This is a genomic window from Arthrobacter sp. 10T416 (genome assembly GCF_056394165.1).
Window position 1 is genome coordinate 625206 of the sequence record NZ_JBFTHI010000001.1, and the last position, 15555, is coordinate 640760.

General features: G+C 67.6%; 16 protein-coding genes and 1 tRNA gene. 10 read left to right on the forward strand and 7 right to left on the reverse strand.

The genetic code is table 11. The features are described 5' to 3' along the window. Positions 1-52 precede the first annotated feature (52 nt). Positions 53-2605: an aminopeptidase N gene (gene pepN, locus AC1DBE_RS02835; RefSeq protein WP_476969536.1), complete on the forward strand. Its 2553-nt coding sequence runs from the start codon at positions 53-55 to the stop codon at positions 2603-2605. 104 nt (positions 2606-2709) lie between these two features. Continuing rightward, the gene (locus tag AC1DBE_RS02840) at positions 2710-3207 is read left to right on the forward strand and encodes an OsmC family protein (protein WP_476969537.1); all 498 of its coding nucleotides are present in this window, start codon (positions 2710-2712) and stop codon (positions 3205-3207) included. Here the strand turns inward: AC1DBE_RS02840 and AC1DBE_RS02845 are convergent. Continuing rightward, on the reverse strand, positions 3195-4202 hold the full coding sequence (locus tag AC1DBE_RS02845) for an NAD-dependent epimerase/dehydratase family protein (protein ID WP_476969538.1): 1008 nt from the start codon (positions 4200-4202) through the stop codon (positions 3195-3197). The two genes, AC1DBE_RS02840 and AC1DBE_RS02845, sit on opposite strands and share 13 nt — an antisense overlap. An 88-nt stretch (positions 4203-4290) precedes the next feature. Here AC1DBE_RS02845 and AC1DBE_RS02850 point away from each other — a divergent pair, with 88 nt between their 5' ends. The 4 genes from AC1DBE_RS02850 (at position 4291) to AC1DBE_RS02865 (ending at position 6701) form a co-directional block, all read left to right on the forward strand. Next, the gene (locus AC1DBE_RS02850; protein WP_476969671.1) at positions 4291-4974 is read left to right on the forward strand and encodes a mechanosensitive ion channel family protein; all 684 of its coding nucleotides are present in this window, start codon (positions 4291-4293) and stop codon (positions 4972-4974) included. 1 nt (position 4975) lies between these two features. Next, positions 4976-5434, forward strand: coding sequence for a globin (locus AC1DBE_RS02855; RefSeq protein ID WP_476969539.1), 459 nt, complete (start codon positions 4976-4978; stop codon positions 5432-5434). 134 nt (positions 5435-5568) lie between these two features. Further along, the gene (locus tag AC1DBE_RS02860) at positions 5569-6012 is read left to right on the forward strand and encodes a GNAT family N-acetyltransferase (protein ID WP_476969540.1); all 444 of its coding nucleotides are present in this window, start codon (positions 5569-5571) and stop codon (positions 6010-6012) included. A 41-nt stretch (positions 6013-6053) separates the two neighbouring features. Beyond that, complete coding sequence (locus tag AC1DBE_RS02865; RefSeq protein ID WP_476969541.1) at positions 6054-6701, forward strand: CG0192-related protein; 648 nt, start codon at positions 6054-6056, stop codon at positions 6699-6701. 15 nt (positions 6702-6716) lie between these two features. On the opposite strand, the gene AC1DBE_RS02870 is transcribed toward AC1DBE_RS02865, so the two are convergent. Beyond that, positions 6717-7376: a DUF8185 domain-containing protein gene (locus AC1DBE_RS02870; RefSeq protein WP_476903294.1), complete on the reverse strand. Its 660-nt coding sequence runs from the start codon at positions 7374-7376 to the stop codon at positions 6717-6719. Positions 7377-7439: 63 nt separating this feature from the next. Here AC1DBE_RS02870 and AC1DBE_RS02875 point away from each other — a divergent pair, with 63 nt between their 5' ends. Beyond that, complete coding sequence (locus AC1DBE_RS02875; RefSeq protein ID WP_476878750.1) at positions 7440-8420, forward strand: acyl-CoA thioesterase; 981 nt, start codon at positions 7440-7442, stop codon at positions 8418-8420. 99 nt (positions 8421-8519) lie between these two features. Here AC1DBE_RS02875 and ettA read toward each other — a convergent pair whose 3' ends face one another. From ettA to AC1DBE_RS02890, 3 genes are all read right to left on the reverse strand, one after another. Beyond that, on the reverse strand, positions 8520-10202 hold the full coding sequence (ettA, locus tag AC1DBE_RS02880) for an energy-dependent translational throttle protein EttA (RefSeq protein WP_476878751.1): 1683 nt from the start codon (positions 10200-10202) through the stop codon (positions 8520-8522). Positions 10203-10288: 86 nt separating this feature from the next. Next, positions 10289-10579, reverse strand: a complete 291-nt coding sequence (locus AC1DBE_RS02885) for a DUF6993 domain-containing protein (protein WP_476969542.1) — start codon at positions 10577-10579, stop codon at positions 10289-10291. 248 nt (positions 10580-10827) lie between these two features. Further along, positions 10828-11349, reverse strand: a complete 522-nt coding sequence (locus tag AC1DBE_RS02890; protein WP_476969543.1) for a single-stranded DNA-binding protein — start codon at positions 11347-11349, stop codon at positions 10828-10830. Between the two features lie 251 nt (positions 11350-11600). On the opposite strand from AC1DBE_RS02890, the gene AC1DBE_RS02895 reads away from it, so the two are divergent. After that, positions 11601-11673, forward strand: a tRNA-Arg gene (locus AC1DBE_RS02895). 104 nt (positions 11674-11777) lie between these two features. Here the strand turns inward: AC1DBE_RS02895 and AC1DBE_RS02900 are convergent. Beyond that, complete coding sequence (locus AC1DBE_RS02900; RefSeq protein ID WP_476969544.1) at positions 11778-12794, reverse strand: magnesium and cobalt transport protein CorA; 1017 nt, start codon at positions 12792-12794, stop codon at positions 11778-11780. A 230-nt stretch (positions 12795-13024) separates the two neighbouring features. Between AC1DBE_RS02900 and AC1DBE_RS02905 the strand changes: the two genes are divergently transcribed. After that, on the forward strand, positions 13025-13555 hold the full coding sequence (locus tag AC1DBE_RS02905; RefSeq protein ID WP_476969545.1) for a LapA family protein: 531 nt from the start codon (positions 13025-13027) through the stop codon (positions 13553-13555). A gap of 127 nt (positions 13556-13682) precedes the next feature. Next, positions 13683-13877, forward strand: a complete 195-nt coding sequence (locus AC1DBE_RS02910) for a DNA alkylation repair protein (protein ID WP_476969546.1) — start codon at positions 13683-13685, stop codon at positions 13875-13877. Between the two features lie 37 nt (positions 13878-13914). Here the strand turns inward: AC1DBE_RS02910 and mptB are convergent, their stop codons facing one another. After that, positions 13915-15480 carry a polyprenol phosphomannose-dependent alpha 1,6 mannosyltransferase MptB gene (gene mptB / locus AC1DBE_RS02915; protein ID WP_476969547.1) on the reverse strand — a complete coding sequence of 522 codons (1566 nt, stop codon included), beginning with the start codon at positions 15478-15480 and terminating at the stop codon, positions 13915-13917. Positions 15481-15555: the final 75 nt, after the last annotated feature.

Genomic DNA, 15555 nt, shown 5'->3' on the forward strand with positions numbered 1-15555 from the left:
ACAGTATCGTTTCCACCGTTCCCACCACTCCTGGAGGCACCCTTTGCCCGGTATGAACCTCACGCGCGCCGAAGCCCGCGAGCGCGCCGAACTGATCGCCGTCGAGTCCTACGAGGTCAGCCTGGACCTGACCCGCGGCGAGAAGGTCTTCGGATCCACCACCGCCGTCACATTCACGGCGAAGCCGGGGTCCTCGACCTTCATCGACGCCGTTACCCACACGGTCCACAGCGTCACCCTGAACGGCCGTGAGCTGGATCCCGCTGAGGTCTCCGACGGCATCCGCATCCAACTCCCCGACCTGGAGGCCAGCAACGAACTCCTGGTGGTCGCCGATGCGCCGTACATGAACACCGGCGAAGGACTGCACCGGTTCGTGGACCCGGTGGATAACGAGGTCTACCTCTACACCCAGTTCGAGGTTCCCGATTCCCGCCGTATGTTCGCCGTCTTCGAACAGCCCGATCTGAAGGCCAGCTTCACGTTCACCGTCACCGCCCCCTCGCATTGGGACGTTGTCTCCAACTCCCCCACGCCCGAGCCGGTGGAAACCCTCCCCGGCGAGGACGGCGGGGCCCGCTCAGTCTGGGAGTTTGCGCCCACCCCGCGGCTCTCCTCCTACGTCACCGCCCTGATCGCCGGCCCGTACCAGTCGGTCCGCAGCGAGGTGAAGTCCGCAGACGGCAAGGTCACGCCGCTGGGCGTCTTCGCCCGCAAGTCCCTGATGCAGTACCTGGACGCGGACAACATTTTCGACCTCACCCGCCAGGGCTTCGAGTTCTTCGAGGCGCAGTTCGGCTGCCCGTACCCGTTCGAGAAGTACGATCAGCTCTTTGTGCCCGAATTCAACGCCGGGGCCATGGAGAACGCCGGCGCCGTCACCATCCTCGAAGGCTACGTCTTCCGCAGCAAGGTCACCGATGCCCAGGTGGAGCGCCGCGCCATCACCGTGCTACACGAACTGGCACACATGTGGTTCGGCGACCTCGTGACCATGCGCTGGTGGAATGACCTGTGGCTCAACGAGTCCTTCGCGGAGTACATGTCCCACCTCGCCGCCGTCGAGAACACGAAGTTCGACCACGCCTGGACCACGTTCGCCTCGGTGGAGAAGTCCTGGGCCTACCGCCAGGACCAGCTGCCCACAACGCACCCGATCTTCGCCGAGATCAACGACCTCCAGGACGTCGAGGTGAACTTCGACGGCATCACCTACGCCAAGGGCGCCTCCGTGCTGCGGCAGCTGGTGGCCTGGGTTGGTCCGGAGGAATTCATGGCCGGCGTCCGGGAGTACTTCCGCAAGCATTCCTGGCAGAACACCGAACTCAGCGACCTGATGGTCGAGCTCGAGAAGGCCAGCGGCCGCGACCTGGACCAGTGGGGACGGCTCTGGCTGGAGACGGCGGGCGTCAACACGCTGAAGCCGGAACTCTCGGTCGCTGAGGACGGCACCATTTCCTCCTTCGCCATCCTGCAGTCCGCCACCGACGCCCAGCCGACCATACGTCCGCACCGTCTCGCCGTCGGCTTCTACAACCTCGACGGCGCCGGAAAACTGGAGCGGGTGCACCGCGAAGAGCTCGACGTCGACGGCGAACGCACCGACGTTCCCGCCCTGGCGGGCCTCACGCAGCCGGACCTGATCCTGCTCAACGACGACGACCTCGCCTACGCCAAGGTCCGGCTGGACCCGAAGTCGCTCGCCACCGCCACGGCCCACCTGAAGGATTTCAGCCAGAGCCTCCCCCGCACCCTCGTGTGGGGTTCGGCCTGGGACGCGGCGCGCGACGGCGAGACCCCGGCCCGCGGCTACGTGGACCTGATCCTGGCCAACATTGCTGAGGAGTCCGACTCCTCCGTGATCCTGGTCCAGCTCCGGCAGCTCGCCACCACCCTGAACTTCTACGTGGCCGGCGAGCACAAGGAGGCCACGGCCACCGCCGCCGCCGACCGGCTCTGGGAGCTCGCGTCCCGCGTCCCGGGTGGCTCCGACGCCCAGCTGCAGTTCATCAAGTCCTACGCACTGCTGGCCCGCAGCGCATCCCAGCTGGACACCGTCGCCGGCCTGCTCGACGGCTCACAGGACCTGCCGGGCCTGGCCGTGGACCAGGACCTGCGGTGGGAACTGCTCACCTCCCTGGTGGCGGGCGGCCGCGCCGGACAGGAGCAGATCGACGCCGAGCTGGCCCACGACAACACCGCCACCGGCCAGAACGCCGCCGCCCTGGCGAAGGCCGCCATCCCCACCGCCGAGGCCAAGGCCGCGGCCTGGAACTCGATTGTGGTCACCGGCGAGCTGTCCAACGCCCTGCAGGGCTCGGCGGTCGCCGGCTTCACCCGGGTGCTGGACACCTCCCTGCTGGAGCCCTACGCCGGCAAGTACTTCGAGGCCGTGCCGGGCATCGTCAAGGACCGCACCCACGCCCTGGCCCAGCAGATCGTCGTCGGGCTCTACCCGGCGCAGCTGACCACGCAGGAAACGGTGGACCGCACGGACCAGTTCCTCGCGGCCCTGCCGGAGGACAGCGCCGCGCTCCGCCGGATGATGCTGGAAAACCGCGACGGCGTGGCCCGCGCCCTGCGCGCACGCGCCGCGGACGTCTAGCTCCAGCCACTGGCCAGCCGGCCCGTACGTACTGCCGTTCAGACGGCTCACAGCCCTACGTACGACGGGCCGGCTGGGCACCATGGCGCCACTAGACTGGCGCCATGAGCCTTGATGAGCACCGCTACGCCCTGACGGTCCGCTGGACCGGGAACCTGGGCACCGGAACGTCCTCGTACCGTGCCTACTCCCGCGACCACGACGTCGAGATCCCCGGACTGCCGGTCCTGAAGGGCTCCGCGGACCCCACGTTCCACGGCGACCGGGAGCGGTACAACCCGGAACAGCTCCTGCTGGCCGCCCTGTCACAGTGCCACATGCTGTCCTTCCTCCACGTTGCCGTAAAGCACGGGGTGACCGTGACGGGGTACGAGGACCAGGCCGAGGGCCTGATGCGGACCAACCGGGACGGCAGCGGTCAGTTCGAATCCGTGACGCTCAAACCCCGGGTCACCACGGCAGCACCGGTCAGCGACGAACTCTTCGCGGAACTGCACCATGCGGCTAACGCCGTGTGCTTCATCGCCCGCAGCGTCAACTTCCCCGTCCGGCATGAGGCGTCCGCGAGCGTGGACCCCGCCGCGGCGGCTCAGATGGACTGACTCGCGGTCTGGAGCTCACGCAGCAGCCGGCGCTCAGTGTCCGGGGCGATCCCGGCCTTGCGCTCCCGGTCGAGTCCGCGACGGCGTTCATCGTCCAGTGTGTCCCGCAGCGTCTCCGCCCAGGGCTGCAGGCGCAGCCCGGCAGCCTTGGCCGCTGCATTGCTGCGGGTCGCGAAACCGTCGTGGCCGGGCGGGAGCCAGAGCGGGAGGGACTCCGGGCCGGCCCAGTAGTTCACCCCGCGCCCCGTGAGCCACTCCGGCGGGGCGGCCACCACCTCGGTGGTTCCTCCGGACAGTTGCCGCGATCCTTCAAGGTAGCCGGTAAAGGGCACCGGGTCGCCCACGGCATTCAGGGCTCCCGTGACGCCGGTTTCGGCCGCCAGGAGCAGCCAGGCGGCCAGGTCCCGGACGTCGATCACTTGGGTGGCGTCGGCCGGAATATCGGGGGCCAGCACCGGTCCGGCGTCCCGGGCAAAACGCGCCGGCCAGTAGCCATACCGGTCCGAGCCGTCGCCCGGACCGCCGATCAGCCCGGGCCGGCACAGGTGTGCCCGACCCCCGGCGAGCTCCGCCGTCGACTGTTCGATGGCCGATTTGGCCTCACCGTAGTTCTCCAGGGTCGGCTCGGTGCCTGCCGGCAGCGGCGCCAGGACATCGGCGTCCTCGGCCGCGCCCGGGACCGAGTGGTCCGCGTAAACGGAGCAGCTTGAGACGAAGGTCCAGTGCCGGGCTTTGCCGGCGAGTGCGTCAAGGGCCTCACGCGCAATCACCGGGTCCCTGGCGACGTCGACGACGGCATCCCACTCTCCCGCGCCGGCCGCTTCGGCGTACGCGGACGGGCCCAGCGAACGGTCCGCCCGGAACCAGGCCGCGCCCTCCGGCGGGGCCGCGCGGGTCCCCCTGGCCAGGCAGGCGACGTGGTGCCCGGCCGCGACGGCCTGCCGGACGAGTTCGGCTGAGAGGAAGGCTGTGCCGCCGAGGACCAGGATGCGCATGCGCCCACGCTACGGCGCTAATGTTGAAACTGCACAGAGTGTTATGCGCCCGGCGAACGCCGGCGCACCGAAGGAGCAGACCCCGCCGATGTACCGCCTGACCACTGCCGCGTCAACTGCCGCGACGACTGCCCAGCCCATCGCGCCGCCGGACATCTCCGCCGTCAACCTGCCCGGCGTCCTGATCAGCATCGGCGTGGGCATTGCCGTGTGGTTGGCGGCGTCGTTCGTCATCGCAGGGATCACCAAGCGCGTCGCCGCCGGCACCACCTTCTTCAAGAAGCCCCATTTCCGCTGGGTGGCCCCGGCGCTGCGTGCCCTCGACCACCAGCGGCGCGAGCAGCGGGCCAAGACCATCGGGTCCCTGCTGAACAGCGTGGGCAGCGTGCTGGTGGTGGTGATCACGGTGATGTACGTCCTGCAGAACCTCAACGTGAACATCGCCCCGTTGCTGACCAGCGTCGGCATCCTCGGCGTCGCGATCGGCTTCGGTGCCCAGCAGCTGATCCGCGACTTCCTGGCCGGCATCTTCATCACCATCGAGGACCAGTACGGCATCGGCGACGTCATCGAGACCTCCGAGGTGGTGGGCACCGTGGAGTCGATGGGGCTGCGCATCACCCGCGTCCGGGCCGAGGACGGCACCGTCTGGTACCTGCGCAACGGTGAAATCCTGCGGGTGGGCAACCGCTCGCAGGGAAGCTACGTCTCGCCCGACACCACACCGGCCGACGACGCCGGATCCGCACCCCAGCAACAGGCCGGAGAATAATATGACGATCCCCACCGGCGGCGAACCGCGCCAGCCCAGGATGCTCATGCAGAACGACCCCTTCAGCCAGCCCGGCTACACCGACAACTTCTACGACGCCGTGGGCGGCCACGACACGTTTGTGAAGCTGATCGATGTGTTCTACGACGGTGTCGCGACGGATCCGCTGCTCCGGCCGATGTACCCGGAAGAGGACCTCGGGCCGGCGAAGCGGCGCTTCCTTATGTTCCTTGAGCAGTATTGGGGCGGCCCCACGACGTATGGCGAGGAGCGCGGCCACCCGCGGCTCCGGATGCGGCACCAGCCGTTCCGGGTCACGCCGGAGGCCAAGGAGGCCTGGCTGCGGCACATGCGGTCCGCCGTCGACGCCCTTGACCTGCCGCCGCTCTATGAAGGAACGCTGTGGGACTACATGGAACGCGCGGCGCTGTCCATGGTCAACAGCCCGTCCGGAGCCTGAGGAAAATGTGGAAAGACCCCGGAGGCACTTGGGGGAATGCCTCCGGGGTCTTTCTGCCCTAATAATACCCAGCCGGGTATGCGCACGGCAAGCGGTTTCCGGGCGAGAGGCCCGGCGCTGGCTAGGCTGGGCTGATGCTGCTGATCAGGGAAGACCGTCCGGATGACCTGGCCCGCCTGGCCGCGCTGAGGAGCGTGTGGGCTGCCGAACAGGACCCGGGGCGACCGGACGATCCCGAGTTCGCTGCCGTCTACCGTGATTGGGCGGACGCCAACCCGCGAAAGTTCTTTGTGGCCGAGCTCGATGGCGAGTTGGTCGGCATGCTCAACCTCCTGGTTTTCGAACGGATGCCCAAACCCGGCAAGGAACCATCCTGCTGGGTCTACCTCGGCAACGTCTACGTGCTGCCGGCCCACCGGAACGCAGGGATCGGGGCCGGGCTGGTGCAGGCGGCGATCGGATTCGCCCGCGGGATCAACGCGGTACGGATGGTCCTTTCGCCGTCGTCCGACTCCCGGCGCTTCTACGCCCGGCTGGGCTTCCGGCCCGCGGAGGAACTGAACATCCTTAAGTTCTGATCCCCGCACCATCCGGGGACGGCCCGGCTAGGCTGAGCCGTATGGCAATCATTCATCAAGCTGAACTGCATCCGACCAAGATGGAACTCCTCGAAACCTGGTTGCCCGGGCAGCCCTGGTTCCGGGGTGCCGAGACCGCGGACCCGGGCAAACTGGGCGCGTTCCGGTTCGACGACCCGGCCGGCGAAGTGGGAATTGAGACGCTTCTGGTCGAGGCCGGCGGTTCCGTTTACCAAGTGCCCCTGACCTACCGCGGTGCGCCCCTCGCCGGCACTGAGCCGTTCCTGGTCGGGACCATGGAGCATTCGGTCCTTGGTCCCCGGTGGGTGTACGACGCCTGCGGAGACCCCATCTATGCGGCAGCCCTGGCCTCGGCCCTCCTGGCCGGCACACCGCAGGCCGGCCAGTTCCTCGACGTCGGCGGCAAATTCGAGCCGTTGCCCGAATCCGTCTCCGTGCAGACCACCGGGCCGAAACGCCCCGTGCCGCCGACCGAGGGTCTGCCAAGCGACGGGCCGGTCGAGGCCAGCAACACCGCAGACGGGACACTTATCCGCGCAGGCGGGTTGCAGATGCTCCTTGTGCGGCGGCTCGATCAGCAGGACAGCGCTGCGGCCGGACCCTCGCTGACCGCCAGCTGGGCGGGCCAGACGGCACCGGTCACCCTGGCACGCCTCACCAGTCCCTGACGCGGGGAGTGGCGGCTAGAGCCCGGAACCTGCCCGGACCAGAACGTGTCCGCGGGGGCTGCTGAGCCGGAACCAGCGCCCGGAGCGGTAGAGGCTTTGCTCGCCGTCGGCAAGGAACCCGAGGGTCAGTGCGGCGAACGCCGCCCCGGCGGGAAGGCCGCCGCCCTCGGGCAACGGCCGCCCCCAGACGGTGGCGCGGGCATTGTTGACAATCAGGGCACCGGGTTTGTCCGGAATGATCGCGGCGATCTCGGAGATACCGGCCTGCGCGGCCTGCCGCAGGGTTTCGTCCGGCAGGCTTCCGAGCTGCTCCCAGCCTGCGCGGGGAGCGCCGACGCCGGCCCAGGACTCCGCAACCGTCATTGGCGGGACGGGGAGTTCGACGTCGTCGGCGCCGGCGCGCGCCAGCCGGTCCAGCACGGCGGAAAGCGGAACGGTCGCGTCGAGCTCCGCCGGCACCGCCAGCGCCATGGTCCGGAGCCCAAGGATGGTCGGGGTCGCCTCCCCCAGCAGCCGGGGACGGAGCACACACACGTACGCGGCGAGGACCGGGCCGGCGGCGTTCAGCCGGATGGCGCCGTCGTCCACGCTGCGGGCGCGGGTCGCGAAGGTGCGGAGGTCGGCGAGGTCGCGGGGATCGGTGAAAAGCAGGGACTGGGTGAGGACGTCAGACACATTCCCGACTCTACCGGTTGTGCCTCTTTTGAGCCGTGCCGCGGTGCCGTCTAAAGTCAAACCATGACTGAAGCCGAAGCCGGATTGCAGGCACTTCCCACTGAGGACCCCACCTCCTCGCTCATCCAACTGCTGAACCTCGGCGAGCTGGAGGGCGCGCGGACGGACGAGGACATCTTCATGGGTCCCTCCCAGAAGCAGCCCCGGCAGCGGGTTTTCGGAGGCCAGGTGCTGGCCCAGTCCCTAATTGCCGGCAGCCGCACCGTTCCCGACGGCCGCGGCGTCCACTCCATGCACGGCTACTTCCTGCGTCCGGGCGATGCCAACAAGCCCATCACCTTTGGTGTCCAGCGGCTGCGCGACGGCCGCTCCTTCTCCGCCCGCCGGGTGCACGCCTACCAGGAGGGCATGCCCATCCTGTCGATGATTGCCTCGTTCCAGGACGAGGACGAGGGCATTGAGCACCAGTCCCAGATGCCCGCGGGGATTCCGGATCCGGAGTCGCTGCCGAGCACTGCGGACCTGCTGGGCAAGTTCGACCACCCGGTGGCCCGCCACTGGGCCTACGAGCGGCCCTTCGACATCCGCCACGTTGACCCCGCCCTGTATGTCTCGGCCACTGGTCCGAAGGAAGCCCGGAACGCCGTCTGGATGCGCACTTTCGGTCCTATGCCGGACGATCCGGAGATGCACCGCGCCGCTTTGGCCTATGCGAGCGACTACACGCTGCTGGAGTCCGTCCTCCGCCGGCACGGGATGAGCTGGATTACCCCGGGAATGTCCGTCGCGAGCCTGGACCACGCCATGTGGTGGCACCGGCCCGTCCGGGTGGACGAGTGGCTGCTCTACGTCCAGGAGTCCCCCAGCGCCCAGGGTGCCCGCGGGCTGGCAACGGGCAAGATCTTCAGCCGCGACGGCAGGCACGTCGCCACGGTGGCCCAGGAGGGCATGATCCGGGTCCCGACGGACATCAAGGCCAAGGTCAAGGGCGCCGTCCAGGCGAAGGTCCTCGAACACCAGATGCGCAAGGCCGACCGCGGCTGACACCAGCAGATACTGAAGGCCGCCGACGGCGTCGGGCCGCGGCGGTTCAGGCACGCAAAAGGCCGGCTCCCAGTGGGGGCCGGCCTTTTGCGTGGGGTCCTAGTCGCGGGTCAGGCGGCGGTGCGTCACCCGGTGCGGCTTGGCCGCGTCCGGGCCGAGGCGTTCGACCTTGTTCTCCTCGTAGGATTCGAAGTTGCCCTCGAACCAGTACCACTTGGAGGGGTTCTCCTCGTCACCTTCGTAAGCGAGGATGTGGGTGGCCACCCGGTCCAGGAACCAGCGGTCGTGCGAAACGACGACGGCGCAGCCCGGGAATTCGAGCAGGGCGTTCTCGAGGCTGCTGAGGGTCTCGACGTCGAGGTCGTTAGTCGGTTCGTCGAGGAGCAGCAGGTTTCCGCCCTGCTTGAGGGTCAGCGCCAGGTTCAGGCGGTTGCGCTCACCACCGGAGAGCACCCCGGCCTTCTTCTGCTGGTCCGGTCCCTTGAAGCCGAACGCGGCCACGTAGGCGCGCGAAGGCATCTCGACCTGGCCCACCTGGATGAAGTCCAGGCCGTCGGAGACGACCTCCCAGAGGGTCTTGTTCGGGTCGATGCCGCCGCGGCTCTGGTCCGCGTAGGAGATCTTGACGGAGTCGCCGATCTTCAGTTCGCCGCCGTCGAGGGGTTCGAGCCCGACGATGGTCTTGAAGAGCGTGGTCTTACCCACACCGTTCGGGCCGATGACGCCAACGATGCCGTTGCGCGGCAGCGTGAAGGACAGACCGTCGATCAGGGTCCGGTCCTCGAAGCCCTTCTGGAGGTTCTTGGCCTCCAGCACCACACCGCCAAGACGCGGTCCCGGCGGGATCTGGATTTCTTCGAAGTCGAGCTTGCGGGTCCGGTCCGCTTCCGCGGCCATTTCCTCGTAGCGGGCCAGACGGGCCTTGGACTTGGTCTGGCGGCCCTTGGCGTTCGAGCGCACCCACTCAAGTTCTTCGGAGAGACGCTTGGCCTGCTTGGCGTCCTTCTTGCCCTGGACTTCCAAACGGGCGCGCTTCTTCTCCAGGTACGTGGAGTAGTTGCCTTCATACGGGTACAGGTGGCCGCGGTCTACCTCGGCGATCCATTCGGCCACGTGGTCAAGGAAGTACCGGTCGTGGGTGACTGCCAGGACGGCGCCCGGGTAGGAGGAGAGGTGCTGCTCGAGCCACAGGACACTCTCGGCGTCGAGGTGGTTGGTGGGCTCGTCRAGSAGCAGSAGGTCCGGCTTCTGGAGCAGGAGCTTGCAGAGGGCGACTCGKCGGCGCTCACCGCCGGAGAGCAGCGTGACGTCGGCATCGGCCGGCGGGCAGCGCAGGGCGTCCATGGCCTGCTCGAGCTGGGAATCGAGGTCCCAGGCGTCGGCGGCGTCAATGGCCTCCTGAAGCTGGCCCATTTCCTCAAGGAGCGCGTCGTAATCGGCGTCCGGGTTGGCCATTTCCTCGGAGATCTCGTTGAAGCGCTGGATCTTGCCGTAGATCTCGCCAACGCCTTCCTGGACGTTGCCCAGGACGGTCTTCTCCTCGTTCAGCGGCGGCTCCTGGAGCAGGATGCCGACGGTGTAGCCGGCGCTCAGGCGCGCCTCGCCGTTGGAGGGAGTGTCCAGACCGGCCATGATCTTGAGAATGGTGGACTTACCGGCACCATTCGGGCCAACAACACCAATCTTGGCCCCCGGGAAGAAGGACATGCTCACGTCGTCGAGGATAAGTTTTTCGCCAACGGCCTTACGGGCCTTGGTCATTGTGTAGATAAATTCCGCCATGGCTACAAATCTAATGGCTCCGGGCGGATAACTCACATTTCGTCCCTGTCATCGGGGCACCGGCCTGCCGGCCGCAGGAAGCGGCCCTAGACCGGCGAACCCGCGAAGCACCGGCCATCGGCGAGGACCGGGAGTACCGCCACAGTTACCCCGCCATTTCGAAGCTGCGCAACAATGCACTCCCGCCCCCGCCGGACCGCCGCTTCCACGGCGTCGGCGTCGAGTCCGGTGGGAGTACGGCTCGCCGTCACCTCGAGGTCGCCGGCCGGGAAACCGGCCCCGGTGAGGGCAGCCCGTATTTGCTCTGTTTGGGGTCTGCTGTTTCCGGACGCCAGCTGCGCCAGCACCGTCTGGACTCGCGCCGCGGCCGCGGTCACAGCGGGGCCTGGGGTTGTGGACGATGACGGGGTTGGGGACGACGGCCCTGGCTGCGACGGGACTTGGGCCGCGGGCGCAGTGCCGGCTGGTTCCCCGGCCCCGGAGCCGCCTATGGCCGGCGAGCAACCCGGGACCGCAGCGAGCAACAGCAGGCACGCCCCAAACGCAGGGAGGAGCGAGCGCTGTCCCAGGCTTGTTCCGGCTCGTCTCACGCGGCAATTCTGCCACGGGTGCAGGCCCGTTCTGCTTAGGCGGCGGCCTCCCGCACTTCGCCCGTCTCGGCGTCAAAGTCCAGGTCGTCGCCCCCGCTCCCTCCGGCGCCTGAATCGGCATCGGAGTCTGCGTCGTGACCGGCGTCGTCGCCGCCCGGGCGTTCCTGGACTGCCGCGTCCTGGCCCGGCATGGGGCCGGCGCCTGCCGTGCGGGTGAAGTTGGCCGAGCCCCACATCAGGTCGTGGCCAACGGACTCCGCGTCGATTTCGGCCACATGGTGGATCCGCCCTTCCTTCTCCCAGCTGCGCATCTTGAGCCGTCCCACGATGATGACCCGTTGGCCTTTCCTGATGCTGCAGCCCATGTTTCCGGCGAGCTGGCGATAGCCCTGAACCGTGAACCAGTTGGTGTTGCCGTCCACCCAGGCGTTGGCTGAGCGGTCGAACCGGCGCTCCGTGGAGCCCAGCCTGAAGGAGGCGGTGGCAACCCCGCCCGGCGTCGTCGAACTCTTGATCTCCGTGGCAACGAAGCCGCGGACGGTGATGCTGTCATTCATTACGTTGTCCTCTCTCCCATAGTCCTGTCTGGAATGGTCCTGCCCTTGCAGGCAGTTCCAGCTTCGCGCCAGGCCAGCGGCGGCGGCAGGGTCATCACCCGCTATGTGGAAAACCCGTGGCGCAGGGACAAAGCCGGACAGAGCCGGCAGGCGGCCAGTGCGCGGCCCGGTGCGCGGCCCGGCCGGCGGGGTGCGCCCGGCACTGTAAACTTCTTGAGGCGTATCCGGCAGCAGCCGGCCAAGCCGTAAGTGCCCCAGTAGCTCAGGGGATAGAGCAGCGGCCTTCTAATCCGCCGGTCGGGGGTTCGATTCCCTCCTGGGGCGCAACGTGCGGTCCTGGTCGCGGTCATCCGCGGTCCAGGACCGCATTTTTTCGCCGGGGCACCAAGCAAAGTGCGGGCGCGACGCCGGCCCGGGCTACGCCGCCGTCAGATCCACTTGTTGTGCCTGAACGTCAGGTAAAGGATTCCGCCCATCAGGAGCATCAGGCCCAGGGCCATCGGATAGCCGAAATACCAGTCCAGTTCGGGCATCAGACGGAAGTTCATCCCGTAGATGGAGGCAATCAGCGTCGGGGCGAAGAGGATTGCTGCCCAGGAGGAGATCCGCTTTGTTTGTTCGTTCTGCGCGATGCTCGATTCGGTCAGCAGCCGCATTTCATCGTTTTGCCGCTGCGCCACCAGCGCGGCGTTGACGGCGAGCGCGTTCTGCAGCAAGGCACGGAACGCGGCGATACGTTCGCCCAACCGCAGGACGTGGTCCAGGACGTCCCGAAAATGATCCTGCAATTCGGTCTCAGGTACGCGATCGGGACTGCCCGCGCGGAGCGACTGCAGGATCGCGGCCAGCGGCGCCGTCGCCCGCTGAAACATGATGACCTGCCGTGAGAGTTCGTAGATCCGCCGGGAAACACCGGGGTCGGCGGCGAAAAGATCGTCTTCAATCTCGTCGACGTCGTTCTCCAGCCCGGCGGCGACCGGTTCATACTCGTCGACCACCTGGTCCACGATGGCGTACAGCACAGCATCCGGACCGAGCGCCAGGAACTCCGGCTGGGATTCCATCCGGCGGCGGACCCGCGCCAGGTCCGGTGATTCAGCCCGGCGCACAGTAACGACGAAGTCCGGGCCGGTAAAGACGTGGATCTCGCCGAACTGGACCTTCTCCACGTCGTCCAGGTACCGGGCGGGCCGGAGGACGAGGAAGTTGGTGTCGCCGTAGTGTTCGAGTTTGGCGCGCTGGTGGCCGGCCAGGGCGTCCTCGACAGCCAGATGGTTCAGGTCGAACTCGTCCGCCACCGAGCGGAGTTCCGCAGCATCGGGGCGGTAGAGCCCGATCCACGCCATCCCCTGCCGCTGCCGCAGGACGAAATACGTCTCATCCAGATCCTCCGGATCAGCGGTCCGGTATCCGTCCACATACACCGCGTTATCGACGATGGTCACGGCAGTGCCTCCTCCGCTGACCCGCACGCTCCGGGCATCCCTTGGCAGTGACGCTATACCGTCCATGGCGCGCTGCCAACAGCCTGGATTCCCGCCAGCAGGCGCCACCGGCAAACCGCGCGGCTGGCTGGACCTGCCCCGAAGCCCTAAGCAGGCTTAGTATTGTGGTGACAGAAGGGGCCGCTGTGAATTTCCTCGCGGCCCGCCCGCAACCGAAAGGTACGGCCACCATGACGCAGACGCCCCGCGGATTTGATTCCCAGGACTCCCAGGATCCCTACGACGTGCCCTCCGCTCCCCCGGTGACACAAGTCGCTCCCGGCGGATCGCCGGGGCAGGTTGATGCGGCTGACCGCGCCGCAGTGGGCACCGATCCGGCGGTCGGCGCCCCGGCGGACCCACTCGCCGCCGACCCACTCGCTGTCGACCGACGGCCCTCGCCGGACACCAGCACGCCGGGAAACGGCACCGGCCGCCCGGAGCCACACAGGGTGACCCGGGCCGGAATGGTCTGGACCGCCGTCGCCGCCGCCCTGGTGGTGCTGGTCCTCCTGATCGTCTTTATCCTGCAGAACCAGGCCTATGTCCAGGTGCGGTTCTTCGGCCTTGAGGGATCGGTCCCGCTGGGTGTGGCCCTGTTTATCGCCGCGGTCGGCGGCGGGATCCTGGTGGCTATTGCCGGAGCGGCGCGGATCATCCAGCTCCGGGTGGCCACGCACCGGCAGCGCAAGCGCCTTGCAGGCCAAAGCTCGGGCCGCTGAGCTCATCAGGATGACAGGCGCGGACGCATGGCGAACGCCGACCTGATTGCTGCCGTCCGTCCGGCCCTTCAGTGCGGCGTCGGATCCGGTGCGGGCCGCGGCGGCGCAACAGTTTCTGAAGTCAGAGATGCCATGGTTCGGCGTCCGGGTGCCAGCGCTCCGCAGAACCGTCAAGGATGCCGCCAGGCCGTTCCCGCCCGCTTCGCTGGCCGAGCTGCAGGAGACCGCCCCCACGTTATGGCGCCAGGCACGACGGCGCGAGGAACGTTATGCGGCGATCGACCGGTGCGCGGCTTCGTGCAGCACCACAGAGGACGCCTAAGCCCGCTGTCGCGCAGGGAGGCGCGCGCTGCGCAAGATCAGATGACCGGCCGGGTAGTGACAGGTTCCGAGGGCTTGCTGAACAGCTGCTTCGTCTTAGGGTCGAGGAAGATCAGATAGAGGGCGAAAAGCAGGGCGATGATCGCTGCCGCGTTGCGGGCGAGCGCCAAGGCCAGGCCGAGATCGTCGGTCTGCAGGTAGGGGAAGACCTCCAACTGGTCCGAGATGGCGTAGACCATAAAGAACGAGACCATAAAGTACACCGCTTTGACCTGCCAGTCGTCCCGGATGCCGGTGACCGCGAAAAGCGGGATGAGCCAGACGACGTACCAGGACTGGATCATCGGCGCCAGGAAGACGACGGCGGCGAAGGCGAGGGTCAGGCGGCGCATCAGGCGGTCGAAGTCGCCGCGGAAGATCTGCCAGCCGACGATTCCCAGCGCCAGCAGCTTTCCGGCGTCGTAGACCCACTTGGCGATCCCCCAGCCGTCGAGGCTGAAGGCGTTGAAGATCGAGGCGACGATCAGCCCGAGCAGGCCCACCGGGGCGTACCAGATCCAGATGCTGCCCGGGGCGGAGAGCCCGTTGATCCAGCCGAAGCCGAAGCCGTTCACCAGGCTCATCGCGTAGAGCATGCCGAGGCTGAGACCTGCAGTCAGCGCCCAGAAGACGAACTTGCGGGGCCAGTTGGCGTTCTTTCCTGCCCACAGGAGGCCGATGAACGGCAGGAAGACAATGGTGATGGGCTTGACGGAGATGGAGAGCACCACCAGCACCAGGCCGAGCGGTACCCGCTTGGTCGCGCAGTAGTAGAGCCCCGCCAGGGCGAGTCCGATCATCAGGGCGTCGTTGTGCACGCTGGCGATGAAGTTGGTCAGGAACAGCGGGTTGGCCGCGGTGAGCCAGAGGGCGCGGTGCGGGTTCACGCCGTGGAGTACTGCAAGTTTGGGCACGTAGATCATGCACAGGACAATGCCGACCAGGGCGGCGAGGCGGAACAGCATGATGCTCGCCTCGGGCTGCACGTTGGTGGACCAGACAACAAACTGCTCGATCCAGAGAAACAGCTGCCCATAGGGCACAGGCGCCTCAGTCCACATCTTGTCCGCGCCCAGCTGGAAATAGTTGGACAGCGCCGAGATGCCGTTCTCGTACGGGTTGAACCCCTCCACCATCAGCCGGCCCTGGCCGATGTAGGCGTAGACGTCCCGGCTGAACAAAGGAACGGAAACCATCATGGGCAGCCCCCACGCGGTCACGGCCAGCAGCGTTGCCTTCCGCGCACCTGTGCCCCAGGTGCGTACCCGCTGCCCCAGCCGCAGCCAGGCACGGACCAGCAGCATGCCGCCGACGGCCAGGAGCACAATGCTGAGCCCGACGCCGACAGCCTCGGTACGCATCCAGATAAACAGCGGCAGGCGGCGCAGCTCGGAGACCGGCGCGAGCCAGCCGACGCCGAGGGAACCAATGGCCATAAAGACGGAGCCCACGAACCCGGCCAGGATCGGCGACCGGGCATTGTCCACGTCCGCGGCCACCGCCTCGGTAGCGGTGCGGGATGCACCGGCGGCTGTCTTCCCCGCCGCAGGTACAGGCGCCGTCATCTCAGGATCGTCCAATCTGTTGTGGGCTGCTTTGATCCCCGCAGATGGTCCGGAAATCCGGCCATGGGGCAAGCC

Bases quoted from the DNA above. Each gene is read 5' to 3' on its own strand.
- pepN (WP_476969536.1), top strand. From the start codon at position 53: ATGAACCTCACGCGCGCCGAAGCCCGCGAGCGCGCCGAACTGATCGCC.
- AC1DBE_RS02840 (WP_476969537.1), top strand. From the start codon at position 2,710: ATGAGCCTTGATGAGCACCGCTACGCCCTGACGGTCCGCTGGACCGGG.
- AC1DBE_RS02845 (WP_476969538.1), bottom strand. From the start codon at position 4,202: ATGCGCATCCTGGTCCTCGGCGGCACAGCCTTCCTCTCAGCCGAACTC.
- AC1DBE_RS02850 (WP_476969671.1), top strand. From the start codon at position 4,291: ATGTACCGCCTGACCACTGCCGCGTCAACTGCCGCGACGACTGCCCAG.
- AC1DBE_RS02855 (WP_476969539.1), top strand. From the start codon at position 4,976: ATGACGATCCCCACCGGCGGCGAACCGCGCCAGCCCAGGATGCTCATG.
- AC1DBE_RS02860 (WP_476969540.1), top strand. From the start codon at position 5,569: ATGCTGCTGATCAGGGAAGACCGTCCGGATGACCTGGCCCGCCTGGCC.
- AC1DBE_RS02865 (WP_476969541.1), top strand. From the start codon at position 6,054: ATGGCAATCATTCATCAAGCTGAACTGCATCCGACCAAGATGGAACTC.
- AC1DBE_RS02875 (WP_476878750.1), top strand. From the start codon at position 7,440: ATGACTGAAGCCGAAGCCGGATTGCAGGCACTTCCCACTGAGGACCCC.
- AC1DBE_RS02890 (WP_476969543.1), bottom strand. From the start codon at position 11,349: ATGAATGACAGCATCACCGTCCGCGGCTTCGTTGCCACGGAGATCAAG.
- AC1DBE_RS02905 (WP_476969545.1), top strand. From the start codon at position 13,025: ATGACGCAGACGCCCCGCGGATTTGATTCCCAGGACTCCCAGGATCCC.
- AC1DBE_RS02910 (WP_476969546.1), top strand. From the start codon at position 13,683: ATGCCATGGTTCGGCGTCCGGGTGCCAGCGCTCCGCAGAACCGTCAAG.
- mptB (WP_476969547.1), bottom strand. From the start codon at position 15,480: ATGACGGCGCCTGTACCTGCGGCGGGGAAGACAGCCGCCGGTGCATCC.